This is a genomic window from Pseudomonas oleovorans subsp. oleovorans (assembly GCF_002197815.1).
Classification (GTDB): Bacteria; Pseudomonadota; Gammaproteobacteria; order Pseudomonadales; family Pseudomonadaceae; genus Aquipseudomonas; species Aquipseudomonas oleovorans.
Map to the genome: position 1 here is coordinate 1 of NZ_NIUB01000013.1, position 26,262 is coordinate 26,262.

Genomic DNA, 26,262 nt, shown 5'->3' on the forward strand with positions numbered 1-26,262 from the left:
GGTCTGGGCGCTTAGCTACCGCAGGCGACACATCAACGGAACCAAGCTCGCTGATGCTGTTTGTCAGTAGGCAGGAACCGCCGTATACGGAACCGTACGTACGGTGGTGTGGGAGGACGGCGGGGGTGACCCCGCCTCCTACCCGATTATGGCACTAAGATAGGCGCACTTTAATTCGATGGATGTCGGTATGAGCAGCAATGACCCGCTTCACGGCCTGACCTTGCAGGCGATACTCGCGGCTCTGGTCGAGCGCATCGGTTGGGAAGGGCTGGCACGTGAGGTCGATGTGCGCTGTTTCAAGCATGAGCCGAGCATCAAGTCGAGCCTGACCTTTCTGCGCAAGACACCCTGGGCGCGGGCCAAGGTCGAGCAACTTTACCTGCAGCAGTTCAGGCCCTGAGGGCGTTCAGCTTCATCAGTTGAGTTCGAGCCCCAGCGTCTGCAAGGCCTGCCGGTAGCTGTTAGCGGCCATGCGCAGGCTGTTGTTGTGGTTGGCGCCGTCGATCAGCAGCAATTGCTTGGGCTCACGGGCCGCATCGAACAGGGCTTCGCTGAAACGGGCGGGCACGTAGCGGTCATCACGCCCGTGGGCGATCAGCACGGGGACGCCGACCGCGCCGATCTTGCTCAGCGAGTCGAACTCCTGCGACAGCAGCCAGCGCACCGGTAGCGAGGTATTGCTCACTGCGGTGGCCACATCGCCCAGGTTGGTGAAGCTGGATTCGACGATCAACCCCGCCGCTTGCGGCGACTGCTTGTCATCGGCCAGTTCATGGGCCAGGTTGACGGCCACCGCGCCGCCGAGGGAATGGCCGTAGATGAACCGCTTGCTCGCCTCTGGCTGCAGGCGCGCCAGGTGCTCCCAGGCGATCAGCGCATCCTGATAGACGCTGCGCTCGGAGGGTAGCGGGCCACGGCTCTGGCCGAAGCCCCGGTAGTCCACCGCCAGCACCGAGAAGCCCATGGCGTGCAACTGCTCGATGCGAAACAACTGGCCGGTCAGGTTCCAGCGCGAACCATGCAGGTAGAGCAGCGCCGGGGCATCCTTGCGCGGCGCGGGCCACCACCAGGCGTGCAGGCTTTCATCGGCTGCGAGCGCTGGCGATTGCAGCTGCACGTCCTCGACGCCAGCGGGCAGGCCGCTGAACCAGCGCGCGGTGCCGGGCTCGATACGAAACACCAGTTCGCGCTCGGTCTGCTCCAGTTTGGCGCAGCCGATGGGCAGGAGGACCAGCAGGCTGGCCAGAACGATCAGGCTCAGGCGACGGCGGCGCAGCAGAGCTAACCAAGGTGAGGGCATCGGCATACTCATGAACGGCAATGGATAATGCAGCCATCATGGACTGCACATCCGATGCCGGGTTTCGCCAGGGACTGAGCGCTGTGGTTACCAGGTATTACCGCCGGCTGATCTGCGCTGCGCTCATCGGCGTATCACACAGGGTGGAACTGCCGGGTTCGAGATAAGGCGCGAGGATCGGCGCCATGCCCTTGAGCACCTGTACCGGCAGGGCCGAGGTGAAGGTGAAGCGTTCCGCCTCGCGTCCCGGTACGAATGCGGTCAGGGTGCCGTAGTGACGCGGGCCGAGGAAGAACACGAAGGTGGCCGTGCGGTTCATTGCCCGTGAACTGATCACCCGTCCGCCGGCTCCGACGCTTTCGATGCGGTTGTCACCGGTACCGGTCTTGCCGCCCAGGGTCAGATCACGCCCGTCCTGCAAGTGGAAGGTGCCCTGCAAGCGCCTTGCGGTACCGCCTTCGACCACCTGGGAAAGTGCATTGCGCAGCGCGGCCGCAACTTCCGAGGGCATCACTCGTTTGGCCCCGTGGGTGTTACGTTCGACCCGCGTCTCGTAGGGGGTGTCGGCGGCAAAGTGCAGTTCGTCGATGCGCAGTACCGGCTGGCGAATGCCGTCGTTCTGGATGATGCCCATCAGCTCGGCCAGCGCTGCCGGCCGGTCACCGGAACTGCCCAGGGCAGTGGCCAGAGAGGGCACCAGGTGCTGGAAGGGATAGCCGAGGTTCTTCCAGCGTCGGTGAATATCGGAGAAGGCCTCCACCTCTAGCATGATGCGGATACGGCTGTCGCGGGCACTCTTGTGCCGGGTGCGCAGCAGCCAGCCGTAGACCTCCTGGCGCTCGTCGATGCTGGCTGCCACGGCGTCGCTGAAACTCGCCTGCGGGTTGTCGATCAGGTAACCCAGTAGCCACAGCTCCAGCGGATGTACACGGGCGATATAGCCCTGATCCGGCAGACTGTAGGCACCAGGGCCGTACTCCTTGTACAGGCGGGCGATACGTTGGTCGGTGAGCTTTTCCTGTGGCAGTTGCGCCCGCAGAAAAGCGGCAAAGGTTTCTTCATCGGCCTGCGGCAGCAGGTAACGGTGCACGGCGCCCAGGCGCACAGAGGTCTGGCGCAAGCCACTGATGAAGGTCTCCAGGCGTTGCTGCTGCGGCTGGCCCTGGTACTTGCGCCAGAAGCGCAGCAGGAAGGTACGCCCCTCCTGGTCAGCGAAGCGTTGCAGATACTCCTGGCGGCGTGGGTCCTTGTCGTCCTTGAGCAGCTCGGCGCTGTTCTGATAGGTGCTGTAGCGCACCAGATCGCGCATCAAGCGCACGAACGGCAGGTTGATCGACTCGCGCAGCGACTCGCGCAGGGTGGGGTTGCGGTCGTTGTCCTCGCGGCGGAAGTTACCGAAGGTGTGTAGCCCGCCGCCGGTGAAGAAGCGTTCATGCGGGCTGGCCGAATAGCGTCGTTCCAGCGCAGCTTCCAACATGCTGGCCAGATCGGCGCCGGGGTTGGCCAGCAGATAGGCGACTGCCCAGCGGCTCAGGTAGTCCTGCTCGGCGATATCGACGTTACGCAGCTCGGCCGGGTTCTTGTTGGCGTGGCGCTGATGCAGCTCGGCGATGATCTCCAGGTAGGTGGCCAGCACCCGCAGTTTGGCCGTCGAGCCCAGCTCCAGCTTGCTGCCTTCGTTGATATCGAAGGGCTGGTCGGTGCTGTCGGTCTGTACCCGAACCCGGCTGCCGTCCGGCGTGCGTTCGAACAGGGTGAAGCTGTAGCGCACCTCGGCGGTTTTCTCCGCTGACAGCAGGCGCTCACCGAACAGGCCGATCTGTCCGGCGAATGCCGGGTCAGCCAGGTTCTGCAGGTAGGCGCTGGCCTGTTGCTGCAGATCGCGCTGCAGTGTGCTGCGTGCAGCCAGATCGAGACGATCGAGGTCGTACAGTGGCATCCCCAGCAGATTGGACAGGCGTGAGCGCGCCACGCTGATGCCCTTGTCGCTTTCCACGGCGCGCAGATTGGGCTCCTGCTGCCAGTCGCGGTATTGCAGCTTCTGCGTCAGCGCCGCGTCACGCAGCTCTGCGTCGATCAACCCGCCTGCCGCCAGCAGGCGGATATGACTCTCCGTCAGTGCTTCCATCTCCTTGCGCCCTTGTGCCAGATAGTAGGAGGGACGGCGTTGGGCGATCATCAGTGACAGCATCTGGCGCAGAGCCAGGCCACGCTCAGCCATACTGGCGTCGGGTGCACGGGCTGGGTCGAGTAGCGCATTGCTGCGCTCGAAATCCGCGCCGTACCAGATGCGCAGGCCGTCAGCCAGGCCATGGACCTCGCCATGCCCTGGGGCGGCTGACAGCGGTACGCTGTTGAGGTAGTCGCGCACGATGGTCTGGCGTGCTTCGAGGGTCTGCGGCCCCTGCTGGTAGGCACGCACGCTGGCGGAGATCATCTGCCGCAGCTTTTCTTTCGCCGACAGCGTCAGGCCATCGGGAGAGTGCCGGTATTTCTCCAGCTGAGTGGCCAGGGTGCTGCCACCGGCGGACTGATCCTGCACATCGAGCAGCTTGCCGATCTGCGACAGCGCGGCCATGGCGAAGCGTGGCCAGTCTACCGCCGGATTGGCCAGCGGTTGCGACGCGTCGAGCAGGTGTCGGTTCTCGATGAACAGCAGGCTATCGACCACCAGCGGCGCGATACTGGCGAAGTCGGCGTAGCCCTGCTGCGGGTAACGAAACTCGTAGAAGGGCGTACCCCGGCAGTCGCTGATGCTCAGGCCGCTCTGGCTTTTCTCGGTAAAGGGCGGGAACAGCCCTCGACGGCTGTAGGCCAGCAGGGCGTCGGAGAAGCGCGCCTGTTCGGTGATCTGATAATCGCGTTGGTGCAGGCGTTCCAGCATCAGCGGCAGATAGGCATAACCCTGGCGTTTGTCGAAGGGGCCGTCGCTTGGGTACAGGATCCGTTCGCTGGGGCCAGGCTCGACCTGGTAGGTAAGGCTTGCGGCATAACGGCTCAGCTCGCGTGACTGCAGATGGGCGCTGCGTGATTCGAATACCAGCAGGGCAGTAGTGGCCAGTACCAGAACCGCCAGCACAAGGTAGAACGTCAGGCGCCAGTAACGCCCCGTTTTCGCAATCAGGTCATGCTGCCGTGGTTTGCCTTGCCATGCTGCACCCATAGATCACCGGCGTGGCCTGTCAGCATTGTTGCGAGGCGCCTGGCCGGCTGCTGACCTCAGCTCGCCAGGGCTGCGTCCTTTCTTCTGTCCTGATGACAGCTTAGACGCTGGCGGGCTGTCTGGCCGGCGGTTTTATCGATTGCCCGAGTGGTACGCCGCAGCGGGCAGGCCTGCTAGACTCGCCAGAGCGCATCGATGCAGGGCTGCACCATGCAACGCGACCACCGGGAACAACTTCAGCAAAGCTGGCAGGCCAATGCCGATGCCTGGGCGGCTGCGGTGCGTGAGCAACGCATCGAGAGCCGGCGGCTGGTTACCGATGCCGCCATCATTCAGGCCGTGCTGGCATTACAACCCAGGCGTGTGCTGGATATCGGCTGTGGTGCGGGCTGGTTGTGCCGTGGTCTGGCTGAGCATGGCATCGAAGCGGTCGGGGTCGATGCCTCTGCACCGCTGATCGACGCGGCGCGCGCGGCGTGTGATGGGCGCAGTCAGTATCGGGTCTGTGGCTATGCCGAGCTGGACGCGCATGCCGATCAGCTCGGGCGTTTCGAGGTACTGGTGTGCAATTTCGCCCTGCTCGAAGAACCACTGCAGCCTGTTCTGCGCAGCCTGCACGGCCTGCTTGCCCCAGGCGGCAGTCTGCTGATCCAGACCCTGCATCCGTGGCGTGCCAGCCATGGTGAGCCTTATCAGGATGGCTGGAGGGTCGAGGATTTTGCCGGTTTCGGCGAGGGTTTCCAGGCACCGATGCCCTGGTTCTTCCGTACGCTGCAATCCTGGTTGACGCTCATCGGCGAAACCGGCTGGCGCCTGGAGTGGCTGCAGGAGCCGCTGCATCCCGAGAGCGTTCAGCCGGTGTCCCTGCTGTTATTGCTCAAGCCACTGTGAGCTGAAGGCCGGCAGGCGATCTGTTGATCATCAGTTGGCTGCCGGATCCGCCGCCAGGCGCCCGGCGTCCTGAAGCAAGGCCTTGAGGAACGCCTCCTGCAGTTCAGGATCGTTGCGGGTCAGCTCGATCAGGCTCTGCTCCAGCTCGCTGGCTTCCTCTTCCAGACCCAGATCGGAAAGGCGTTTGACCCGGTGTACCCACTGGTCAACATCGCCATCTTCGAGGTCATCGAAGATCAGGTCATGCGCTTCCCGCAGCTTGCCGCGCAGGGTATGGCTGACCATAAGGGTCGTTTCCGCCCGCGCGACATCGTCGCCCAGGCGATCTTCGACGCTCAGTTGCAGCATGTTCAGGCGCGCGATGTCCTGTTCGCTGAACGGGCTGTCGAGCAGGTTGAGGCGCAGCACACCGCTGCTGTCGGTGAGCAGTTCGAATTGCTGGTCGCCAGCCTTGACCTGCACCGGGCGCTCGGACCAGGGCAGGTTGGTGTACTCCATGCGACGGTCGCGCTGCACCTCGTTGATGCTTGCCAGGTTCTGCTCGGCGCGGCCGTTCGACTCGACGTTCATGAAGGGGTTCAGGCCGGCCATGCCGTAACTGATCCAGCCACGGGTAGCGGTTTCCGGCAGACTGCCGAGCAGCACGACGTTGAGTATGTTGGCGCCCACGCCCGCAACCACCGCTACCGCGCCCATCGGTACTTCATAGATTTCGCGCCAGGGCTGGTAGGGTGTGTAGCGGTCGTAGCGGCGGGTCACTTCGAAAGCCGTGACCTCGTAGCTTTTCTGGTCATGCACGCGCACGCGGCGTTGCGGTAGCTCCAGCACCTTGGGCTCGCCGGCATCGATCTGCAACTGGTGATCCAGCAGTTTGCGTTCGACGCGCTCCTCATGCTCGCTGCGTTGCGGCAACTGGTTGGCGCAGCCGCTGATCAAGAGGGCGCCGCACAGGGCGGCACCGATGAGGCGAAGGTTGTTGCTCGTGTGCATGATGTCTCGGTAGGGCGTGATCAGCGGCTGATACGGGCTTGCAGGAAAGGCAGGATCTCGGCCAGCGGCACGGCTTGCGGGTCGGTTTCGGCGCGGCTCTTGTACTCGAGGTTGCCCTCGGCCAGGCCACGGTCGCTGACCACGACGCGGTGCGGAATGCCGATTAGCTCCATGTCGGCGAACTTGATGCCGGGGCTGGTTTTCTTGTCGCGGTCATCCAGCAGCACTTCATAGCCGGCGGCAGTCAGCTCGGCATACAGCTTGTCGGTGGCTTCGCGCACCTGGTCGGTTTCGTAGCGCAGCGGCACCAGGGCGATCTGGAAGGGCGCCAGGGCATCGTTCCAGCGAATGCCGCGCTCGTCGAAGTTCTGCTCGATGGCGGCCGCCACCACGCGCGATACGCCAATGCCGTAGCAGCCCATGGTCAGGGTGACCGGCTTGCCGTTCTCGCCGAGCACCTGGCAGTTCATCGCCTCGCTGTACTTGGTGCCGAGCTGGAAGATGTGGCCGACTTCGATGCCGCGCTTGATTTCCAGGGTGCCCTGGCCGTCCGGGCTGGGGTCGCCGGCAACGACGTTGCGCAGGTCGGCAACCTCAGGCAGCGGCAGGTCGCGTTCCCAGTTGACGCCGAAGTAGTGCTTGTCTTCGATGTTGGCACCGGCGGCGAAATCGCTCATCAGCGCTACGCTGCGGTCGATGATGCAGGGGATCGGCAGGTTAACCGGGCCGAGCGAGCCAGGGCCTGCGCCGATGGCTGCGCGAATCTCGGCTTCGCTGGCCATCTGTAGCGGGCTGGCCACCTGTTCCAGGTTGGCGGCCTTGATCTCGTTCAGTTCGTGGTCGCCACGCACGATCAGGGCGATCAGCTTGCCTTCCTCGGCGGCGTGCACCACCAGGGTCTTGATGGTCTTCTCGATGGCCAAGCCAAAACCTTGAACCAGTGCATCGATGGTCTTGGTATCGGGGGTATCGACCAGGCGCATCGCTTCGGTCGCAGCACCGCGCGTTTTCTCACGCGGGATGGCTTCGGCCTTCTCGATGTTGGCGGCGTAGTCGGATACGTTGCTGAAGGCGATATCGTCTTCGCCGGAGTCGGCCAGTACGTGGAATTCGTGCGAGCCGGTGCCGCCGATGGAGCCGGTATCGGCCTGTACCGGGCGGAAGTTCAGGCCCAGGCGGCTGAATACATTGCAGTAGGCCTGGTGCATGCGGTCGTAGGTTTCCTGCAGGGAAGCCTGATCAGCATGGAAGGAGTAGGCGTCCTTCATGATGAACTCACGGCCGCGCATCAGACCGAAGCGCGGACGGATCTCGTCACGGAACTTGGTCTGGATCTGATACAGGTTGATCGGCAACTGCTTGTAGCTGTTCAGCTCGTTGCGGGCCAGATCGGTGATCACTTCTTCGTGGGTCGGGCCAACGCAGAATTCACGATCATGGCGATCCTTGACGCGCAGCAACTCGGGGCCGTACTGCACCCAGCGCCCGGATTCCTGCCACAGCTCGGCCGGCTGAATGGCGGGCATCAGCACCTCCAGGGCGCCGGCGGCGTTCATCTCCTCGCGCACCACGTTCTCGACCTTGCGCAGTACGCGCAGGCCCATCGGCAGCCAGGTGTACAGGCCGGAGGCCAGCTTGCGGATCATGCCGGCACGCAGCATCAGCTGGTGGCTGATCACCACGGCATCGGAAGGGGTTTCTTTCAGGGTCGAGAGCAGGAACTGACTGGTACGCATGTTTGGCCGTTCTGTCGGTTGCTAGGGCATGTAATAGGCTGGCATTGTACGGTGCCTATACAGTGGCGTACAGGACGGGTGCAGGCGCGAAAGTGCTACTGCGCGTGCCGGGAGGATTGAAGAGTGGGATTGACTGCCCTTGAGGTTCAGAACCTGATTCGCGCAGGGCTGCCGATGGCCGAGGATCTCGATCTGCGGATCGATCGCCTGGACGAGGATGGGGTGCTGGCTCGTGTGCCTTTTCACGCCAAATTGGTGCGTCCGGGTGGCACGCTTTCCGGCCCGACCATCATGGCGCTGGCGGATGCGGCGATGTATGCCGTGGTGCTGGGGCGTCTGGGGCGGGTGGAAATGGCAGTGACGTCCAATCTCAATATCAACTTTCTGGTCAAACCCAAGCCGGTGGACTTGTTGGCCGAGGCGCGCATCTTGCGCTTGAGCCGACGTCAGGCAGTTTGCGAAGTCTCGTTATATTCGGCGGGTAACGAGGAGGAACTGGTTGCGCATGTAACGGGGACATACGCGTTGCCGATTTAAATCACTGGGGGCTAAATAAAGAAACCCGGCCAAGGCCGGGTTTCTTTTATACCACTATCGAGTAGCGCTGAAGTTACAGAATGCTCAGCGGGTATTCGACGATCAGGCGGAAGTCGTTCACGTCACCCTGAGCGTTATCGCGGTAGAAGGCGTTACGAATACGGAAGGACAGATCCTTGGCCGCACCTTCCTGGATCACGTACTTGGCTTCGATGTTCAGTTCGCGCTCGGTGTAGCTATCAGCAGCAGTACCACGGATGTAACGGGTCATGAAGCTCAGGCCCGGAACGCCGTAGGACGCCATGTTGATGTCGTAGCGAGCTTGCCAGGACTTCTCGTCTTCCTGGTTGAAGTCGGAGTACTGAACCGAGTTGGCCAGCCAGATGGTGCCACCACCGTCTTCACCATAGCGATAACCCTCGTCGCCAGTAGCGCGCTGGTGAGCCAGGGTGAAGGTATGGGCGCCCAACGAGTAGGCAGCCGCCAGGCTCCAGATGGTGTTGTCGCGGCTTTCACGGACACCTTGGGTGGTCACGTTACCGTCATCATCGGTTTCAGTGGTGTAGCTCTCTACATAACCCTTGTCGTACTTAGTTTTGTAGATGTTGAAATCGAGGTTCAGAGCCTGCTCATCGCTGAACGGCATGTTGTAGTTCAGGTTGCCGTAGTACTTACGGTACAGGTCGTCAGCATCGGACGCGTGCAGACCACCACTGAAGTTATCAGTGAAGCTGTAGTTGGCGCCTACAATGTTGATTTCTTTCAGGCCGAGGCTGTCGCGATAGGTCTGAACTTGATCATTCAGCGCAGTGAAGCGACCAGCGCTCAGCTCCAGACCATCGATTTCATTGCTGACCAGATAAGTACCGGTAGCGACTTCCGGCAGGATGCGACTGTCGTCGGTGGAGAATACGGGGCTGGCAACGAACTGGTTACCGTACTTGAGTACGGTGTCCGAGATACGGAACTTGATGGCGCCGCCAACTTCGCTCTGGGTGTCATCGCCACGACCGTCGTCAGTCTGAGCGAACTGGCCAGTGCCGTAGCGACCACGACCGCTGTCGATCTTGATGCTGCTCAGCGAGTGAGCGTCCACGCCGACGCCTACGGTGCCTTGGGTGAAGCCGGACTCGTACAGCAGGCGGATGCCCAGGCCGGTTTCTTCACTGTAGCCAGCCGGGTTGGCGGAGGTGCTTGCGCCGTTCGGACCGTTACGGAAATCGCGGTTCATGTACAGAACGCGATTGAAGATGTTGAAACTGCTGTCTTCGATAAAGCCGTTGGACTCGGACTGGCTGGAAGCCACTGCCATTTGGCTGGTGCCCGCGGCTACTGCCAGGGCGATTACGCTCCACTTCATCACTTGCATCGTGATTGCTCCTTGGGTTTAGAAGAGTTGCGCAGCCCACTGTTTTGTTATATGGGCGGCTCTTTCTTTTTGTGTCGGCGATAACTTATAGCACGCTGCCAAGGTTGGCGATAGTTACAGTCTATTCGTTGCGACTTCTGCGGCTCCGTGTCGCATGGAGTTGAGGGAATGTCGCAAATGTGTAGCTCTGCAGCGCGTGCTACGGCTGGCCAACGTTTTCGCGGTTCTGCTGTGCCGGGTACCGCTGTTATTGATCGACTGCACGGCTTGCCGGGCATTGTGCTGGACATTAGCAAGAGTCGTGCTCAAAACCGGATGTGCTCTGTAAAACCTTGTTTTTACGCTGTGCGGGGCCTTATGTCAGGTCAGCGGACTCAAGGGTGGCGCGGGTTTGTCGCGACTGGGTGTGCTGTCGGCAGTTCGCAGTCAGGGGCCTGTTTCGGGCCTGGCCAGGGCTCGCATGGGGTAACGCCTGGGGGCATGCATTACGAGAAGAAACATCATGTTGCACGGCTGTGGTGCGTCTTAGTATTGAGTGCCTGGCGCTGGTGCAGGGGCTGCGGATGAATTGTCCGATGGGCCCGCGTATGCTGCGCGCCATCGCGTGGCTCAGGCACTACGCTTGAGTGATCTGTTCAAAGGAGAAGAATCGCCATGTTCGCTCTGGATTCACGTCTTCAGCAGGATTGCCTGTTGGTCGGGGACTTTGCATTGAGTCGTCTGCTGTTGATGAACGATGCCCACTACCCCTGGTTTATCCTCGTTCCGCGTCGTGAGGAAGTGAGCGAGCTGTTCCAGCTCGATGCGGCTGATCAGCGTCAGCTGTGGCAGGAAACCACGCTGCTGGCCGAAACCCTCAAGGATACTTTTGCCGCCGACAAGATGAATGTCGCCACGCTTGGCAATGTGGTGAGTCAGCTGCATATGCATGTGATCGTGCGTCGGCGCGATGACATTGCCTGGCCCGCGCCGGTCTGGGGGCGGCATCCGGCGCAGCCTTACGAGGCGAGTCAGGTCGAGCAGATCATCGCCAGGTTGCGGCTGGTGCTGACCAGGGATTTTCAGTTTGCCGGAGAGCCTGCATGAGCCTTGAGTCGCGGATCATGGAGCTGGAAAGCCGCCTGGCATTTCAGGATGACACCATTCAGGCGCTCAGCGATGAGCTGGTCGAACAGAACAGGCGTATCGAGCGGATGCAGTTGCAATTGACGGTTCTGGCGCGGCGCCAGGAGGAGTTGAGCGGTCAGGCGGGTATTGCCGAAGACGAAGCGCCGCCACCTCATTACTGATATGAAAAAACCCGGTTTCCCCCGGCCGCTGGGGAAATCTGTTGAAAGACTCCCCGATGGCCAGCTGTTACGGGCTCTAGAAGCAAAAATCCCCAGCGGAGGTATTTTCTGCTGGGGATTTCTGTTTTTTGGCTTTCAGATCATGGCGTTAGCAATCTGCATCAACAGATTAAACCAACACCTTGCGGTTTCCCGGGCTTTTCTTTGCGTACCGCTCAGCGCCGCGAAGGGGCTGCTGCGATCACGTCTTCAGCCTGCAGACCTTTATCGCGCTGCATGACCGAGAACTCCACGCGTTGGCCTTCGACCAAGACTCGGTGGCCCTCGCCACGAATGGCGCGAAAGTGAACGAAGATATCGTCACCCGAGTCGCGGGAAATGAAGCCGAAGCCCTTGGAGGTATTGAACCACTTGACCGTACCGGTCTCGCGATTATCCTGGGTAACGCTGGTGCTGGCGCTAGCTTGTGGTGCGGCCGGGCGTTGCTCTGCGCTACGCGGCTGCCTGCTCAGTTGTGCTGCAAGGCTCAGCGCCACGGCGATAACCAGGGTCAGCAGCGGCAGCCAGATGGCGGGCTGGCTGCCGATGCTGGGCAGCGGGGCAAGCAGGATCAAGCTCTGTACCACGGCAGCCAATATCAATAGAGCCGAGGACAGCCCCAGTAGTTGTTGGCGCGCGGTGGGGAGCGTCTGTTGCTGCGATGCGGCAAGCAGGTTGAACAGGCCGATCAGGGCCAGATAGATGGCATCCGGCGTGGTAAGAAAGGAAGTGGACAAACCGGGTACGGCAGACAGCAGTAGGGCGGCGAACCCTGTCACGAGATGGGCAATCTTCAACATCTTTGATGAACTCACTGATCGAATGATGACTCACGGTGCTGCGGAGAGAGCGCACGTTGCTAACGGCCAGTTGAACGGCCGTGGCGCGCCTGTAATCAAGGTTGGTGGCGCCGCAGGATGGTAACGCGGCGCGCGAGGCTATTTAACAGCAAAGCCGAGGGCTTCTCAAATCAAGCGCTTAGCATCGTTTCGCTGGTAGTGGGGTGGACCTGGTTGCGTCCGGCGCGTTTGGCTTGATAGAGGGCGTCATCGGCGCGGGTGAGCAGCGATTCGAATGTGTCGCCTTCGGCGGCCATGGCGCAGCCGAAGGACGCAGTTATGCTGTCCAGAAACTGGTCTGTGCGCCTTACCTTGATCCTCAGTGATTGGATCTTGTGGCGCAGTTGTTCGGCGAAATCGAGGACTTCGTTGAGGTTGGCGCAGTTGCGTAGTACCACGCAGAACTCTTCGCCGCCGTAGCGCGCCGCGAAGGCCTCCGGTGGCAATAGGTCGCGCAGAAGCTGGCCGACGTGTTGCAGCACGCGGTCACCAAGAGGATGTCCGTACTGGTCGTTGAACTGTTTGAAGTGGTCGATATCCAGAATTACCAGTGCCAGGCCCTGGTACGACTCGTTCAGGGCGCGTTCCAGCAAACGGGTAAACGCATGGCGGTTGAATACGCGGGTCAGGCTGTCGAGCGTTGCCGCGAGGTGCGCGCGCTCCAGTTGGCTACGCAGATGGGTTATTTCCTGCTGTGCGGCGCGCAGGCGATAGAGGAATTTTTCCTGCTGGTCGTGCATCAGTTGCGTGCTTTCCTGCAGCTCGCTGAGCACGCCCGGCAGATCGTCGATGATCGGCTCCTGCAGGGCGCTGAGACCCTGGCTCAGGCTCTGCTGGTAGTGCTGGCTACCGATCACGCTGCTGGAGACGTCGCCTTCGATATCGTCGACCAGCTCGATGACTTGTTGCTGGCCGGCGCGTGCTTCTTCCAGTTCGCCGCGGATGATGTAGTCGCGAAACAGGCGGCTGGCGGTTTCCGGGGGGAATACGTCGAAGTCCTCGACCACCTTGTCCAGGCGTCGGTTGAGTTCGGGTTCGCTGCCTCTGCTGTAGGTGTACCAGAGTGCATAGTGCACCGGGTTGGGCGGTATGGCGTGGCGCATCATCAGCGGCACCGCTTGTTTCAGTAGTTCCGCCGCCTCGCGGGTTTCTTCCGGGTAGAGGGTGATGATGCTGGGCGGTTTGTTTGCTTGACTCATTGCGGCAGGAACTCGCTGGCTAATGGCCAGAGCATAGATCAGGGGATAACTATGTGCCTAATGAAAAGGCCCGGATGAGCGTAATGCTGTTCACATAAGAAATGGTCGGACGCGATGAGTCCCCTCTCCCCTTTGGGGAGAGGGTTAGGGCGGGCCGCGTTCGGAGAGGGGAAAACTGGCAGGTTTGCGGTGTTTTCAGCCCTCTCCCCCAGCCCCTCTCCACTAGGCGTGCCCCCAATAAATGGGAGAGGGGAGCCAAACGTGTGCAACCTTAAGTGAACAGCATTCCCGGATAACCGGGCCTTGGGGTCAGGCTGCGAGCAGGCTGCGCAGCATCCAGGCGGTTTTCTCGTGTACCTGCATGCGTTGGGTCAGCAGATCAGCCGTCGGTTCGTCACTGACCTTGTCGAGCAGCGGGAAGATATCGCGAGCAGTGCGCACCACGGCTTCCTGGCCCTGAACCAGCTGTTTGATCATGTCTTCTGCCGTGGGCACGCCTTCTTCTTCCTTGATCGACGACAGGCGAGCGTACGCGGCGTAGGTGCCCGGTGCCGGGAAGCCCAGAGCACGAATACGTTCGGCAATGGCGTCGACGGCCAGGGCCAGTTCGGTGTACTGCCCTTCGAACATCAGGTGCAGGGTGTTGAACATCGGGCCGGTGACGTTCCAGTGGAAGTTGTGGGTCTTCAGATACAGCGTGTAGGTGTCGGCAAGCAGGCGCGAAAGGCCTTCGGCAATGGCGGCGCGATCCTGTTCGGCGATTCCGATATTGATTTCCATGATTTCTCCTTTCAGTTGGTCTGGGCGTGGCCCGCATGATGAGTGAAGGCTAACACGCGGGCTGCCAGGATGAACCTGGCTTATATCAATGAATACGATGTTTGGATGTTGTCGATAACGAACGGTTCATTTTCAATGGGTCGCATCCGCTCGTCGAAGCAGCGCTCAGCGATGAGCCAGGGTTGGCTGCTGTTGCAAGGTTCGGTTGAACACCTCTACCCAGTGGGCGCTGCACAGTTGCCGGATCTGTCCGCTGTCAGGCTTATGATCGCTACCTTCCAGGGCCTGATCCAGCAAGGTGCGTAACCGGTCGAGGCTAAGCAGCAGGATATCGCCCAGCAGGCTGTCGAAGGTCATGGCGCCGCAACGCAGGGCGTCGAGTACGTCCTCGATGGCTTGTGGTGGCGGCATCTGTGTGTTGAGCTCGACGTAACCCAAGTTGCCTTTGAGCGTATGGATCAGGCGAAACAGCTCGCGCAGTCTTTCCGCGCTTTTGGGCGCTCGTTCAAACTCGATCAGCAGTGGTTCGCAGCGTGGTAGCTGCTCGGCGGCTTCGAGGCGAAAGTCTTCCAGCAGGTCGCTGGGCAGGTTGCTGCGCATGGTCGTTCTCCTGGCGGGAGGCTTCATCGATTATAGAAGCCATCTGCCGGGCGGCTGCGTCATGGCGATTTACGCTATATAATCCCGCTCTTTATCGGCGTGCGACGTACAGTTGGACGTTTGCTGCGGTGTGGCTCCTGCCCAGGGCGCTGGGGGCTGCCTGACCTATCCAAGACCTTAGAGAAGCGAAACACGATCATGATGCGCAGCCACTATTGCGGCCAGTTGAACGAGAGCCTGGATGGCCAGGAAATCACCCTTTGCGGCTGGGTACACCGTCGCCGTGACCATGGCGGGGTGATCTTCCTCGATATCCGTGATCGTGAAGGCCTGGCTCAGGTGGTGTTCGATCCTGATCGTGCCGAGACCTTCGCCAAGGCCGACCGCGTGCGCAGTGAGTATGTGGTCAAGATCACCGGCAAGGTGCGTCTGCGTCCAGCCGGTGCGGTCAACCCGAACATGGCCAGCGGCGCCATCGAGGTGCTGGGCTACGAGCTGGAAGTTTTGAACGAGGCGGAAACCCCACCGTTCCCGCTCAACGAATACAGTGACGTTGGCGAGGAAACCCGTCTGCGCTACCGCTTCATCGACCTGCGTCGCCCGGAAATGGCCGAGAAGCTCAAGCTGCGCTCGCGCATCACTTCGAGCATCCGTCGCTACCTCGACGACAACGGCTTCCTTGACGTCGAAACGCCGATCCTGACCCGCGCTACTCCTGAAGGTGCGCGCGACTACCTGGTGCCGAGCCGCACCCACGCTGGCAGCTTCTTCGCCCTGCCGCAGTCGCCGCAGTTGTTCAAGCAACTGCTGATGGTCGCCGGCTTCGACCGCTACTATCAGATCGCCAAGTGCTTCCGCGACGAAGACCTGCGCGCCGACCGCCAGCCGGAATTTACCCAGATCGACATCGAGACCAGCTTCCTCGATGAAAAAGACATCATGAGCATCACCGAGACCATGGTGCGCAACCTGTTCAAGGAAGTGCTGGACGTCGAGTTCGGTGAGCTGCCGCACATGACCCTGGCCGAAGCCATGCGCCGCTTTGGCTCGGACAAGCCGGACCTGCGCATTCCGCTGGAGCTGGTGGATGTGGAGGATCAGCTCAAGGACGTCGAATTCAAGGTTTTCGCCGGGCCGGCCAACGACCCGAAATGTCGTGTGACCGCGCTGCGCGTACCGGGTGGGGCGAGCATGCCGCGCAAGCAGATCGACGACTACACCAAGTTCGTCGGCATCTACGGCGCCAAGGGCCTGGCCTATATCAAGGTCAACGAGCGTGCGGCCGGCGTTGACGGTCTGCAGTCGCCGATCGTCAAGAACATCCCGCTGGACAACATCAACGTCATCCTCGACCGCGTTGGCGCTGTCGACGGCGATATCGTGTTCTTCGGTGCCGACAAGGCCAAGATCGTCAGCGAAGCCCTGGGCGCGCTGCGCATCAAGCTGGGTCATGACCTCAACCTGCTGACTTGCGAGTGGGCGCCGCTGTGGGTCGTCGACTTCCCGATGTTCGAGGAAAACGACGACGGTAGCCTGACCGCCATGCACCACCCGTTCACCGCGCCGAGCTGCAGCCCTGAAGAGCTGGAGGCCAATCCGGCTGCCGCGCTGTCGCGTGCCTACGACATGGTGCTCAACGGCACCGAGCTGGGTGGCGGTTCGATCCGTATCCACGACAAGGCCATGCAGCAGACCGTGTTCCGTGTGCTTGGCATCAGCGAAGAGGAGCAGCAGGAGAAGTTCGGCTTCCTGCTCGATGCACTCAAGTACGGTGCGCCGCCCCATGGTGGTTTGGCCTTCGGTCTGGATCGTCTGGTGATGCTGATGACCGGCGCACAGTCGATCCGCGAAGTGATTGCCTTCCCGAAAACCCAGAGTGCGGCCTGCGTCATGACTCAGGCGCCGGGTATTGTCGACAACAAGTCGCTGCGCGAGCTGCACATTCGCCTGCGCGAGCAACCCAAGGCTGAATAAGCCTGTCAAAGAAGCCTGGAGATTCCAGGCTTCTTCGTTATGGGGTGGAGAGACTCAAACTCTTACGCCCCGGTAATCGTGAAACCTTATAGATGGAGTGAGTTATGGCTGGTCATTCCAAATGGGCCAATATCAAGCACCGCAAGGGGCGTCAGGACGCCAAACGGGGCAAGATCTTCACCAAGCTGATTCGTGAGCTGACGGTCGCCGCCAAGCACGGCGGCCCGATTCCGGCGGATAACCCGCGTCTGCGCCTGGCCGTGGACAAGGCGCTGACCAATAACATGTCGCGTGACGTGATCGACCGCGCCATCGCCCGCGGCGCCGGCAACAACGAAGCCGACAACGTCGTCGAGTTCAGCTACGAGGGCTACGCACCCAGCGGTGTGGCGATCATCGTCGAAGTGATGACCGACAACCGTAACCGTACCGCTGCCGAAGTGCGCCATGCCTTCACCAAGTGTGGTGGCAACCTGGGCACTGACGGTTCGGTGGCCTACATGTTCGAGCGCAAGGGCCAGATCAGCTTCGCGCCGGGTGTCGATGAGGACGCGCTGATGGAAGCCGCCCTGGAAGCCGGTGCCGATGATGTAGAGATGGGGGAGGATGGCTCGGCCCTGGTGTGGACCAGCTTCACTGAATTTCATGCCGTCAACGAGGCGCTGAGTGCGGCCGGATTCAAGGGCGAGGAAGCGGAAATCGCGATGATCCCTTCGATCAATGCGCCGATTGCCGATCTGGAAACCGCGCAGAAGGTCTTCAAGCTGATCGACATGCTCGAAGACCTGGATGACGTGCAGAACGTCTACCACAACGCCGAAGTCGCTGAAGAGATCATGGAGCAGCTCGGCTGAAGCTGTAGCCCGGATGTGTAGGGTGAGTGTAGGGTGAGTAGGGTGGAGTCCGTGTGTGTCCGCTATGGGTAAGCGGCCCTGGTGGGCTGAAGCCCACCCTACGCTCCCCCTGCGTCTGCCCAGCGCCCCTTCTGCGGTTTTCTCTGGTTCCTCAGGTGCGTCACGAGTGACGGCGCATGAGGACGCCCGTATACTCGCCAACTGGATAAATAGACAGTTGCCGACATGACCCTCATCCTAGGAATCGATCCCGGTTCGCGTATTACCGGCTATGGCGTGGTTCGCGATACCGGGCGCGGTTGCGAGTATGTGGCCTCGGGCTGCATTCGCACGGGTAATGGACCTTTGGCCGAGCGCCTGCAGATCGTCTTTCGCGGCGTCAGCGAGGTGATTCGCACCCATGGCCCGGTGACCATGGGCATCGAGCAGGTGTTCATGGCGCGTAATGCCGACTCGGCGCTCAAGTTGGGGCAGGCGCGCGGTGCGGCCATCGTCGCAGCGGTGGAGGCGGGGCTGGAAGTCAGCGAATACACCGCTACCCAGGTCAAGCAGACGGTAGTCGGCACCGGCGCGGCGGACAAGCAACAGGTGCAGATGATGGTCATGCACCTGCTCAAGCTGGTGCAAAAGCCGCAGATCGACGCCTCCGATGCCCTGGGCATCGCCCTGTGCCATGCCCACCATCGACAAAGTCTCATTCCCCATGGGCTGGCCGGCGCCAAGCGGCGTGGCGGCCGTCTTCGTTTGTAATCGGATCAAAGGAATACAGTGGTGATCGGACGTTTGCGCGGCACCCTGGCGGAAAAGCAGCCGCCACATTTGCTTCTGGATGTGAATGGCGTCGGTTATGAGCTGGAAGTGCCGATGACGACCCTTTATCGTCTGCCTGCAGTGGGTGAGCCGCTGACCCTGCACACTCATCTGGTCGTGCGTGAGGATGCGCACCTGCTCTATGGCTTTTTCGAGAAGCGTGAGCGTGAGCTGTTCCGTGAACTGATTCGTCTCAATGGCGTCGGCCCCAAGCTGGCGCTGGCGTTGATGTCGGGGCTCGAAGTTGATGAACTGGTGCGTTGCGTGCAGGCACAGGACACCGCAGCGCTGGTCAAGGTGCCGGGAGTCGGCAAGAAAACCGCCGAGCGACTGCTGGTAGAACTCAAGGATCGCTTCAAGGCCTGGGAGTCGATACCGTCCATCGCGCCTCTGGTGGTTGAACCTCAACTGGCTCAGGCAGTCTCAAGCGCGGAGAATGACGCCGTCAGTGCCCTGATATCCCTCGGCTACAAGCCGCAGGAGGCCAGCCGAGCAGTTGCCGCCGTCAAGGAGGATGGTATGAGCAGTGAAGATTTGATCCGGCGCGCGCTGCGCGGCATGGCGTAGGGTGGGTGACGCCTTTTCATCCACCGGCCTTCTGCTGGGAAATGCTGCATGGTTTGCCGCATGGCAGTGCAATTCAATGGACTTTTAGTGGAATGCCTCGATGATCGAAGCTGATCGCCTGATTACCGCCGCCCCCCGCGAGCGCGAAGAGCAGCAGGATAGAGCCATTCGTCCGCTGCGTCTGGCCGACTACATCGGTCAGCCCGTCGTGCGCGAACAGATGGCGCTGTTCATCCAGGCTGCGCGGGGTAGGGTGGAAGCACTCGACCATACGCTGATCTTCGGCCCGCCGGGCCTGGGTAAGACCACCCTGGCCAATATCATCGCCGAAGAAATGGGCAGTTCGATCAAGAGCACTTCCGGACCGGTGCTTGAGCGACCGGGTGATCTGGCCGCGCTGCTGACCAACCTGGAAAGTGGCGATGTATTGTTTATCGACGAAATTCATCGCCTGTCGCCGGTGGTTGAGGAAGTGCTGTATCCGGCCATGGAAGACTTCCAGCTCGACATCATGATCGGCGAGGGCCCGGCGGCGCGGTCGATCAAGCTCGACCTGCCGCCCTTCACCCTGGTCGGTGCCACCACCCGTGCCGGCATGCTGACCAATCCTTTGCGTGACCGTTTCGGTATCGTTCAGCGCCTGGAGTTCTATGGTGTTGATGACCTGGCCACCATCGTCGCGCGCTCGGCCGGAATTCTCGGCTTGCCCATCGAGGCCAAGGGCGCCTTCGAGATTGCCCGTCGCGCGCGCGGCACGCCGCGTATCGCCAATCGCCTGCTGCGCCGGGTGCGCGATTTTGCCGAGGTACGTGGTACTGGCCACATCACCCCATCGATTGCCGATCAGGCACTGAATCTGCTGGATGTCGACGAACGCGGTTTCGATCACTCCGACCGCCGCTTGCTGCTGGCCATGATCGAAAAGTTCGATGGCGGTCCGGTAGGACTGGACAGCCTGGCGGCGGCCATCGGCGAGGAGCGCCACACCATCGAGGACGTGCTCGAGCCCTATCTGATTCAACAGGGCTACATGATGCGCACCCCGCGCGGGCGTGTGGTCACGCGTCATGCCTATCTGCACTTCGGCTTGAATATTCCCAGGCGCGCCGGCGAGCAGGTCGCCGACGATCTGTTCAGTGCAGGTGACGAATGACGAAAAAATTGTTACCAGGCCGGATTGGCAAGCCGCAGGCCGAGGACTAGAGTATGTGCGCGCAAAACGGAGTCCAGCCGTTCAGCCACCATTGCCGGGTCTATTACGAAGATACCGATGCGGGCGGCATCGTCTACTACGTCAACTACCTCAAATTCATGGAGCGGGCTCGCACCGAGCGCCTGCGTGAACTGGGTTATGCCCAGTCGACGCTTGCCGGTGAGGGCCTGTTGTTCGTCGTGCATTCGGCCGAAGCGCGTTATCACGCGCCGGCACGTCTGGATGACCAGCTGGTGATCAGCGCCGATGTAATCGCATTGAACCGTGCCAGCCTGCGCTTTCGTCAACAGGTCAGGCGGGCTGCGGATGATGTGCTGCTCTGCGAAGGGCAGTTTCTGGTGGCCTGTGTGCGCGCCGACAACTTGAAACCCCGGGCCATTCCCGAGCCTCTGCGACATGCGTTCGCCGGGACGCAGGCGCCGGGTCCAATTGCAGCAGGAGAGTAAGCGTGGAAGCCAACGTAGACAATATGTCGGTCTGGAGCCTGATCAGTCATGCCAGCCTGGTGGTGCAGCTGGTCATGCTCACCCTGGTGGCGGCGTCCGTCATATCTTGGGTGATGATCTTCCAGCGCAGCACCGCCATTCGTGCCGCCAAGCGCGCGCTGGACAACTTCGAAGACCGTTTCTGGTCCGGCATCGACTTGTCCAAACTGTATCGCCAGGCCGGCAGCAACCCGGATCCGGACTCTGGCCTGGAGCAGATTTTCCGCGCCGGCTTCAAGGAGTTTTCGCGCCTGCGTCAGCAGCCGGGCGTTGACCCGGATGCCGTGATGGATGGTGTGTCGCGTGCCATGCGCGTGGCCATCTCCCGAGAAGAGGAGAAATTGGAGACCGCTCTGCCGTTCCTGGCAACCGTCGGTTCCACCAGCCCGTATATCGGTCTGTTCGGCACCGTATGGGGCATCATGAATTCCTTCCTGGGCCTGTCCCAGGTGCAGCAAGCCACGCTGGCTACCGTTGCCCCGGGCATTGCCGAGGCGCTGATCGCGACCGCCATCGGCCTGTTCGCGGCGATTCCGGCAGTCATCGCCTACAACCGCTTCTCTGCCCGTGGCGAGATGTTGATCGGTCGTTATTACACCTTCGCTGACGAGTTCCAGGCCATCCTGCACCGCAAAGTGCATACCTCGGAAGAATAAGGCGAGCGAAGAGGACAGGTTTTTACCATGGCGAGAATTCGCAACAGACGCAAGCCGGTCGCCGAGATGAACGTGGTGCCCTACATCGACGTGATGCTGGTGCTGCTGGTCATCTTCATGGTCACCGCGCCGATGCTCAATCAGGGGGTCAAGGTCGACTTGCCCAAAGTCAGCAGCGAGGTGTTGCCGCAGGATAACGACGCCCTGGTGCTGACCATCTCGATCAAGGCCGACAAGACCTACTACTGGAACATGGGCAGCGAGGTCGATGTCGATACCGAGCAGGAACGTGCCGTCAATCTCGAGCAGATGACCCAGGCCGTGTCGGCCATCATCAGTGAGAATCGCCGTCAGGGTAAGCAGGTGCAGGTGTTCGTGCGCGGTGATAAGTCGGTTGATTACGGCACGGTCATGGCGGCCATGGGAGGCTTGCAGCAGGCCGATGTCGGCAATGTCGGACTGATAACCGAGGCGCCTTGATGCAGCACGAGCGCACGCAGTCGGAAAGCTACTTCTGGCCTGTAGTCTGGGCAGTGGGTCTGCACGTACTCATCTTTGCCATGCTGTTCGTCAGTGTCGCCTTCACCCCGGAGCTGCCACCGGCGCGCCCGGTGGTTCAGGCTACGCTGTACCAGTTGCAGTCGCAGAGTCAGGCCACTACACAGACCACGCAAAAGGTCGCCGGCGAAGCACAGAAAACCTCCGCGCCGCAGTTCGAGGCCGAAAGGCTGGAGCAGAAGAAGGCCGAGGAGCAGAAGGTCGCAGCCGCCAAACGTGCCGAGGAACAAAAACAGGCTGAGCAGGCCAAAGCCGAAGCTGCCAAGGCTGAAGCAGCGAAGAAGGCCGAGGCCGAGAAGGCCGCCGAGCAGAAGCGCCAGGCCGATATCGCCAAGAAGCGCGCTGAGGAAGAGGCGAAGAAAAAAGCCGCTGAAGAGGCCAAGAAAAAGGCCGCTGCAGAAGAGGCGAAGAAAAAGGCAGCCGCCGAAGCCGCGAAAAAGAAAGCGGCCGAGGATGCCAAACGCAAGGCTGAAGATGCACGACGCAAGGCCGCCGAGGATCAGAAGGCCGCAGCCCTGGCCGAACTGCTGTCGGACAATGTGCAGAACCAGCAGGCGCTGGCCGAAACCCATGGTGATCAGGTGGCCGGCAACCTCGATAATCTGATCATCAAGCTGATCACCGAGAATTGGCAGCGGCCGATGTCGGCCCGTCGTGGCATGAGTGTCGAGCTGGTGATCCAGATGTTGCCCGATGGCACCATCACCAACGCCAGCGTATCGCGCTCCAGTGGCGATGCGCCGTTCGATAGTTCGGCCGTGGCAGCTGTACGTAACGTCGGGCGTATTCCCGAGATGCAACAATTGGATCGCGCTACCTTCGACAGTCGGTACAGGCAGCGTCGCGTTATTTTCAAACCGGAGGATTGAGCGCTGTGAACAACCTGATTCGTATCGCCCTGTTGGGGCTGGTCATGCTGGTCGGTAGCGTCCAGGCGGCCGATCCGCTGGTGATCTCCCAGGGCGCCGACCGCGCCACGCCCATCGCCGTCGTGCCCTTTGGCTGGCAGGGCGGTTCGGTATTGCCCGAAGACATGTCGCAGATCATCGGTAATGACCTGCGCAACTCCGGCTACTTCGAGCCGATCCCTCGGCAGAACATGATCAGTCTGCCGACCCAGGCCAGCGAGGTCATCTACCGCGACTGGAAAGCCCTCGGCGCCCAGTACCTGCTGGTCGGCAACATCGTGCCCAATGGAGGCCGGCTGCAGGTGCAGTACGCGCTGTTCAACGTCAACACCGAGCAGCAGATCATGACCGGCAATGTCGGTGGCGGTACCGATCAGTTGCGCGATATGGCACACCATATCGCCGACCAGTCGTTCGAGAAGCTCACCGGCGTCAAGGGCGCGTTCTCCACGCGTCTGCTGTACGTCACGGCCGAGCGCATGGGTGCCAACAACACCCGTTACACCCTGCAGCGCTCCGACTATGACGGTGCCCGCGCGGTGACGTTGCTGCAGTCGCGCGAGCCGATCCTGTCGCCGTCCTTCGCCCCGGATGGCCGTCGTATTGCCTATGTTTCGTTCGAGCAGCGTCGTCCGCGCATCTTCGTGCAGCACATCGATACCGGCCGCCGCGAGCAGATCACCAATTTCGAGGGCCTCAACGGCGCGCCTGCCTGGTCGCCGGATGGCAATCGCCTAGCCTTCGTGCTGTCCAAGGACGGCAATCCGGAAATCTACGTGATGGACATGGGCAGCCGGCAGATGCGCCGCGTCACCAACCATTACGCCATCGATACCGAACCCTTCTGGGGTAAGGATGGTCAGACCCTTTACTTCACCTCGGATCGTGCGGGTCGTCCGCAGATCTACAAGACCAACATCAATAGCGGGGCAGTGGAGCGAGTGACCTTTGTCGGTAACTACAACGCCAACCCAAAATTGTCGGCTGATGAAAAGACCCTGGTGATGATTCATCGTCAGGATGGCTTCACCGTGTTCAGGGTGGCTGCCCAGGACCTGGAAACCAACCGTTTGCGCATACTTTCAGACACAAGTTTGGATGAGTCGCCCACTGTTGCGCCCAATGGCACCATGGTAATCTACGCCACCCGCCAGCAGGGCCGGGGAGTCTTGATGTTGGCGTCCATCAATGGACGCGTGAGGCTCCCTCTTCCTACCGCTCAAGGCGAAGTTCGAGAGCCTTCTTGGTCCCCTTACCTGAACTGATGCGGTGCTACACCTTTTTGCTTAACACAACTGGGGTTCATTAGGAGTTACATGATGGAAATGCTGAAATTCGGTAAGTTCGCTGCACTGTCCCTGGCTCTCGCCGTTGCCGTAGGTTGCTCCTCCAAAGGCGGCGACGCTGCTGGCGAAGGCGCAGTTGACCCGAACGCTGGCTACGGTGCCAACACTGGCGCTGTCGATGGCAGCCTGAGCGAAGAAGCGGCTCTGCGCGCTATCACCACTTTCTACTTCGATTACGACAGCTCCGACCTGAAAGCCGAAGCCATGCGCGCTCTGGACGTACACGCCAAGGACCTGAAAGGCAACGGCGCTCGCGTCGTTCTGGAAGGCCACACTGACGAGCGCGGTACCCGTGAGTACAACATGGCTCTGGGCGAGCGTCGTGCCAAGGCCGTGCAGCGTTACCTGGTTCTGCAGGGCGTCTCCCCGGCTCAGCTGGAAGTCGTTTCCTACGGCAAAGAGCGTCCGGTTGCCACTGGCAGCGACGAGCAGTCCTGGGCTCAGAACCGTCGCGTAGAGCTGCGTAAGTAAGCTGCTATGCGTGATTGCCGCCGTATCCTGACCCTTCTGACGCTCGCCTTGCCGTTCGCGGTGATGGCGGAAGTTCCCGTACTGGAAAGCAGCTCCATGCAACAGGGCAGCAGCTTTCCACCGGCGGGTTATGGTACGGCCGGCGCCTCTGTCGGAGCGGGTTCGCAAGCGCCCGCTTCTGCACAGGGTATGCTGTTCATCCAGCTCGAGCAGATGCAGCAGGAAATTGCCCAGCTGCGTGGCATGGTCGAAGAGCAGCAGAATGAAATTCAGCGCCTCAAGCAGGAAGGTCTGGAGCGTTACCAGGATCTGGACCAACGCATTTCTTCCGGCGCCGCTGCCGGTGGAGCTCCCGCACAGAATTCAGCCACTGGCGCGATCAACGCCAGTGGCACCCCGACGCCACCTGCCGCACAACAGCAGGCCAGCGCCGAGCCGGGTGATCCGGCCAAGGAAAAACTCTATTACGACGCTGCCTTCGACCTGATCAAGGCCAAGGACTTCGACAAGGCGTCGCAGGCGTTCAGCGCCTTTCTCAATCGTTATCCCAACAGCCAGTACGCGGGTAACGCGCAGTATTGGCTGGGCGAAGTGAATCTGGCCAAGGGTGATCTGCAAGCAGCCGCTCAAGCCTTTGCCAAGGTCAGCCAGGCCTACCCGAGTCACGCCAAGGTGCCGGATTCGCTGTTCAAGCTGGCCGATGTCGAACGTCGCCTGGGTCACAACGACAAGGCCCGTGGCATTCTGCAGCAGGTGATTGCGCAGTACCCGGGCAGCTCAGCAGCGCAGCTGGCGCAGCGTGATCTGCAGCGACTGTAGGTTCGAGATTCGATAAACAAACCCGCGCCAGTCGCGGGTTTTTCTTATCTGGCCTCGCGTGATCCATTAGAATGCGCGCTCGCATGCGAGGCGGGGTTTCAGCTCGGCTGATGTCCTTGTCGCCATGCCCTGTCGAATGTCGGCCACTGCCGGCGTTCCTGTCTTTCAACGCAACGGAAGCGGATGGCCTGTTTCGTCATCACGCTCGTGGCTACCATGCAAGAAACTCTGCGTATTACCGAGATTTTCCATTCGTTGCAGGGGGAGACGCGTACTGCCGGCTTGCCGACGGTATTCGTGCGCCTTACCGGCTGCCCCCTGCGCTGTCAGTACTGTGATACCGCCTACGCCTTCAGTGGCGGCGAGATCGTCACGCTGGACAGTATCCTCGACCAGGTGGCCGCCTATCGGCCGCGCTACGTCTGCGTCACTGGCGGCGAGCCGCTGGCTCAACCCAACTGCATTGCCTTGCTTGCGCGTCTGTGTGATGCCGGCTACGAGGTGTCGCTGGAGACCAGTGGGGCACTCGACGTCTCAGCGGTCGATGCCCGGGTCAGCAAGGTGCTCGATCTGAAGACGCCTGGATCTGCTGAAGTGCAGCGCAATCGTTACGAGAACGTCCAGTGGCTGACACGCAACGATCAGGTCAAGTTCGTCATCTGTTCGCGTGAAGACTACGACTGGGCAGTATCCAAATTGATCGAATATGACCTGGCTGCTCGAGCCGGCGAAGTGCTGTTCTCGCCCAGCCACAAACAGGTCGATGCACGTGCGCTGGCAGACTGGATCGTGGCCGACAACCTGCCCGTACGCCTGCAATTGCAGTTGCACAAGATTCTCTGGAACGACGAGCCGGGACACTGAAC

Annotated in this window: 27 protein-coding genes; 18 read left to right on the forward strand and 9 right to left on the reverse strand. The window is 61.1% G+C overall.

Translation table 11 applies throughout. The features are described 5' to 3' along the window. Positions 1-190: 190 nt before the first annotated feature. Complete coding sequence (locus PSOLE_RS09685; RefSeq protein WP_039964429.1) at positions 191-403, forward strand: VF530 family protein; 213 nt, start codon at positions 191-193, stop codon at positions 401-403. Between the two features lie 15 nt (positions 404-418). Here PSOLE_RS09685 and PSOLE_RS09690 read toward each other — a convergent pair whose 3' ends face one another. Together PSOLE_RS09690 and PSOLE_RS09695 are read right to left on the reverse strand one after the other, a co-directional pair. Further along, a complete protein-coding gene (locus PSOLE_RS09690) occupies positions 419-1,303 on the reverse strand; it encodes an alpha/beta hydrolase (protein ID WP_074860319.1) in 885 nt (294 codons plus the stop codon). Between the two features lie 97 nt (positions 1,304-1,400). After that, complete coding sequence (locus tag PSOLE_RS09695; RefSeq protein WP_074860317.1) at positions 1,401-4,466, reverse strand: transglycosylase domain-containing protein; 3,066 nt, start codon at positions 4,464-4,466, stop codon at positions 1,401-1,403. A gap of 210 nt (positions 4,467-4,676) precedes the next feature. On the opposite strand from PSOLE_RS09695, the gene PSOLE_RS09700 reads away from it, so the two are divergent. Then, positions 4,677-5,357, forward strand: coding sequence for a class I SAM-dependent methyltransferase (locus PSOLE_RS09700; RefSeq protein WP_074860324.1), 681 nt, complete (start codon positions 4,677-4,679; stop codon positions 5,355-5,357). Between the two features lie 30 nt (positions 5,358-5,387). Here the strand turns inward: PSOLE_RS09700 and PSOLE_RS09705 are convergent, their stop codons facing one another. Both PSOLE_RS09705 and PSOLE_RS09710 read right to left on the reverse strand, forming a co-directional pair. Further along, complete coding sequence (locus tag PSOLE_RS09705; RefSeq protein ID WP_074860315.1) at positions 5,388-6,347, reverse strand: hypothetical protein; 960 nt, start codon at positions 6,345-6,347, stop codon at positions 5,388-5,390. Between the two features lie 20 nt (positions 6,348-6,367). Further along, positions 6,368-8,083 carry a proline--tRNA ligase gene (locus PSOLE_RS09710; protein ID WP_074860313.1) on the reverse strand — a complete coding sequence of 572 codons (1,716 nt, stop codon included), beginning with the start codon at positions 8,081-8,083 and terminating at the stop codon, positions 6,368-6,370. A 129-nt stretch (positions 8,084-8,212) separates the two neighbouring features. Between PSOLE_RS09710 and PSOLE_RS09715 the strand changes: the two genes are divergently transcribed. Continuing rightward, positions 8,213-8,620 (forward strand): PaaI family thioesterase, encoded by a 408-nt coding sequence (locus PSOLE_RS09715; protein WP_088339312.1) that lies wholly within the window; start codon positions 8,213-8,215, stop codon positions 8,618-8,620. A 73-nt stretch (positions 8,621-8,693) separates the two neighbouring features. On the opposite strand, the gene PSOLE_RS09720 is transcribed toward PSOLE_RS09715, so the two are convergent. Then, positions 8,694-9,989, reverse strand: a complete 1,296-nt coding sequence (locus PSOLE_RS09720) for an OprD family porin (RefSeq protein ID WP_074860311.1) — start codon at positions 9,987-9,989, stop codon at positions 8,694-8,696. Between the two features lie 654 nt (positions 9,990-10,643). On the opposite strand from PSOLE_RS09720, the gene PSOLE_RS09725 reads away from it, so the two are divergent. Both PSOLE_RS09725 and PSOLE_RS09730 read left to right on the forward strand, forming a co-directional pair. Beyond that, positions 10,644-11,075, forward strand: coding sequence for an HIT family protein (locus PSOLE_RS09725; protein ID WP_074860309.1), 432 nt, complete (start codon positions 10,644-10,646; stop codon positions 11,073-11,075). Beyond that, positions 11,072-11,278: a SlyX family protein gene (locus PSOLE_RS09730; protein ID WP_004423461.1), complete on the forward strand. Its 207-nt coding sequence runs from the start codon at positions 11,072-11,074 to the stop codon at positions 11,276-11,278. The genes PSOLE_RS09725 and PSOLE_RS09730 overlap by 4 nt, the downstream gene beginning before the upstream one ends. A 215-nt stretch (positions 11,279-11,493) precedes the next feature. On the opposite strand, the gene PSOLE_RS25125 is transcribed toward PSOLE_RS09730, so the two are convergent. From PSOLE_RS25125 to PSOLE_RS09750, 4 genes are all read right to left on the reverse strand, one after another. Then, positions 11,494-12,117 carry a cold-shock protein gene (locus PSOLE_RS25125; protein ID WP_074860307.1) on the reverse strand — a complete coding sequence of 208 codons (624 nt, stop codon included), beginning with the start codon at positions 12,115-12,117 and terminating at the stop codon, positions 11,494-11,496. 170 nt (positions 12,118-12,287) lie between these two features. Then, positions 12,288-13,355, reverse strand: coding sequence for a GGDEF domain-containing protein (locus PSOLE_RS09740; protein WP_074860305.1), 1,068 nt, complete (start codon positions 13,353-13,355; stop codon positions 12,288-12,290). Between the two features lie 309 nt (positions 13,356-13,664). After that, on the reverse strand, positions 13,665-14,135 hold the full coding sequence (locus PSOLE_RS09745) for a Dps family protein (RefSeq protein WP_074860303.1): 471 nt from the start codon (positions 14,133-14,135) through the stop codon (positions 13,665-13,667). A gap of 165 nt (positions 14,136-14,300) precedes the next feature. Further along, positions 14,301-14,735 carry an Hpt domain-containing protein gene (locus tag PSOLE_RS09750; RefSeq protein ID WP_074860301.1) on the reverse strand — a complete coding sequence of 145 codons (435 nt, stop codon included), beginning with the start codon at positions 14,733-14,735 and terminating at the stop codon, positions 14,301-14,303. Positions 14,736-14,933: 198 nt separating this feature from the next. On the opposite strand from PSOLE_RS09750, the gene aspS reads away from it, so the two are divergent. From aspS to queE, 13 genes are all read left to right on the forward strand, one after another. Continuing rightward, a complete protein-coding gene (gene aspS / locus PSOLE_RS09755; RefSeq protein ID WP_074860299.1) occupies positions 14,934-16,709 on the forward strand; it encodes an aspartate--tRNA ligase in 1,776 nt (591 codons plus the stop codon). A 104-nt stretch (positions 16,710-16,813) separates the two neighbouring features. Then, positions 16,814-17,563 carry a YebC/PmpR family DNA-binding transcriptional regulator gene (locus PSOLE_RS09760; RefSeq protein ID WP_074860297.1) on the forward strand — a complete coding sequence of 250 codons (750 nt, stop codon included), beginning with the start codon at positions 16,814-16,816 and terminating at the stop codon, positions 17,561-17,563. Positions 17,564-17,788: 225 nt separating this feature from the next. Next, entirely contained in the window at positions 17,789-18,313 is a 525-nt protein-coding gene (gene ruvC, locus PSOLE_RS09765) for a crossover junction endodeoxyribonuclease RuvC (RefSeq protein WP_004423469.1), read from the forward strand. A gap of 21 nt (positions 18,314-18,334) precedes the next feature. After that, positions 18,335-18,940 carry a Holliday junction branch migration protein RuvA gene (gene ruvA / locus PSOLE_RS09770; protein WP_074860296.1) on the forward strand — a complete coding sequence of 202 codons (606 nt, stop codon included), beginning with the start codon at positions 18,335-18,337 and terminating at the stop codon, positions 18,938-18,940. Between the two features lie 100 nt (positions 18,941-19,040). Continuing rightward, on the forward strand, positions 19,041-20,093 hold the full coding sequence (gene ruvB, locus PSOLE_RS09775; protein WP_074860294.1) for a Holliday junction branch migration DNA helicase RuvB: 1,053 nt from the start codon (positions 19,041-19,043) through the stop codon (positions 20,091-20,093). A gap of 53 nt (positions 20,094-20,146) precedes the next feature. Then, a complete protein-coding gene (ybgC, locus tag PSOLE_RS09780) occupies positions 20,147-20,599 on the forward strand; it encodes a tol-pal system-associated acyl-CoA thioesterase (RefSeq protein ID WP_074860293.1) in 453 nt (150 codons plus the stop codon). 2 nt (positions 20,600-20,601) lie between these two features. After that, positions 20,602-21,294 (forward strand): protein TolQ, encoded by a 693-nt coding sequence (gene tolQ, locus PSOLE_RS09785; protein ID WP_004423476.1) that lies wholly within the window; start codon positions 20,602-20,604, stop codon positions 21,292-21,294. Between the two features lie 27 nt (positions 21,295-21,321). Continuing rightward, positions 21,322-21,774, forward strand: a complete 453-nt coding sequence (gene tolR, locus PSOLE_RS09790; protein ID WP_074860291.1) for a protein TolR — start codon at positions 21,322-21,324, stop codon at positions 21,772-21,774. After that, a complete protein-coding gene (gene tolA / locus PSOLE_RS09795; protein WP_088339313.1) occupies positions 21,774-22,721 on the forward strand; it encodes a cell envelope integrity protein TolA in 948 nt (315 codons plus the stop codon). The genes tolR and tolA overlap by 1 nt, the downstream gene beginning before the upstream one ends. Positions 22,722-22,726: 5 nt before the next feature. Continuing rightward, a complete protein-coding gene (gene tolB / locus PSOLE_RS09800) occupies positions 22,727-24,025 on the forward strand; it encodes a Tol-Pal system beta propeller repeat protein TolB (RefSeq protein ID WP_074860287.1) in 1,299 nt (432 codons plus the stop codon). Positions 24,026-24,079: 54 nt separating this feature from the next. Further along, a complete protein-coding gene (gene pal, locus PSOLE_RS09805; protein WP_074860286.1) occupies positions 24,080-24,577 on the forward strand; it encodes a peptidoglycan-associated lipoprotein Pal in 498 nt (165 codons plus the stop codon). A 6-nt stretch (positions 24,578-24,583) separates the two neighbouring features. Further along, positions 24,584-25,396: a tol-pal system protein YbgF gene (gene ybgF / locus PSOLE_RS09810; protein WP_074860284.1), complete on the forward strand. Its 813-nt coding sequence runs from the start codon at positions 24,584-24,586 to the stop codon at positions 25,394-25,396. Positions 25,397-25,612: 216 nt separating this feature from the next. Continuing rightward, positions 25,613-26,260: a 7-carboxy-7-deazaguanine synthase QueE gene (queE, locus tag PSOLE_RS09815; protein WP_074860321.1), complete on the forward strand. Its 648-nt coding sequence runs from the start codon at positions 25,613-25,615 to the stop codon at positions 26,258-26,260. Positions 26,261-26,262: the final 2 nt, after the last annotated feature.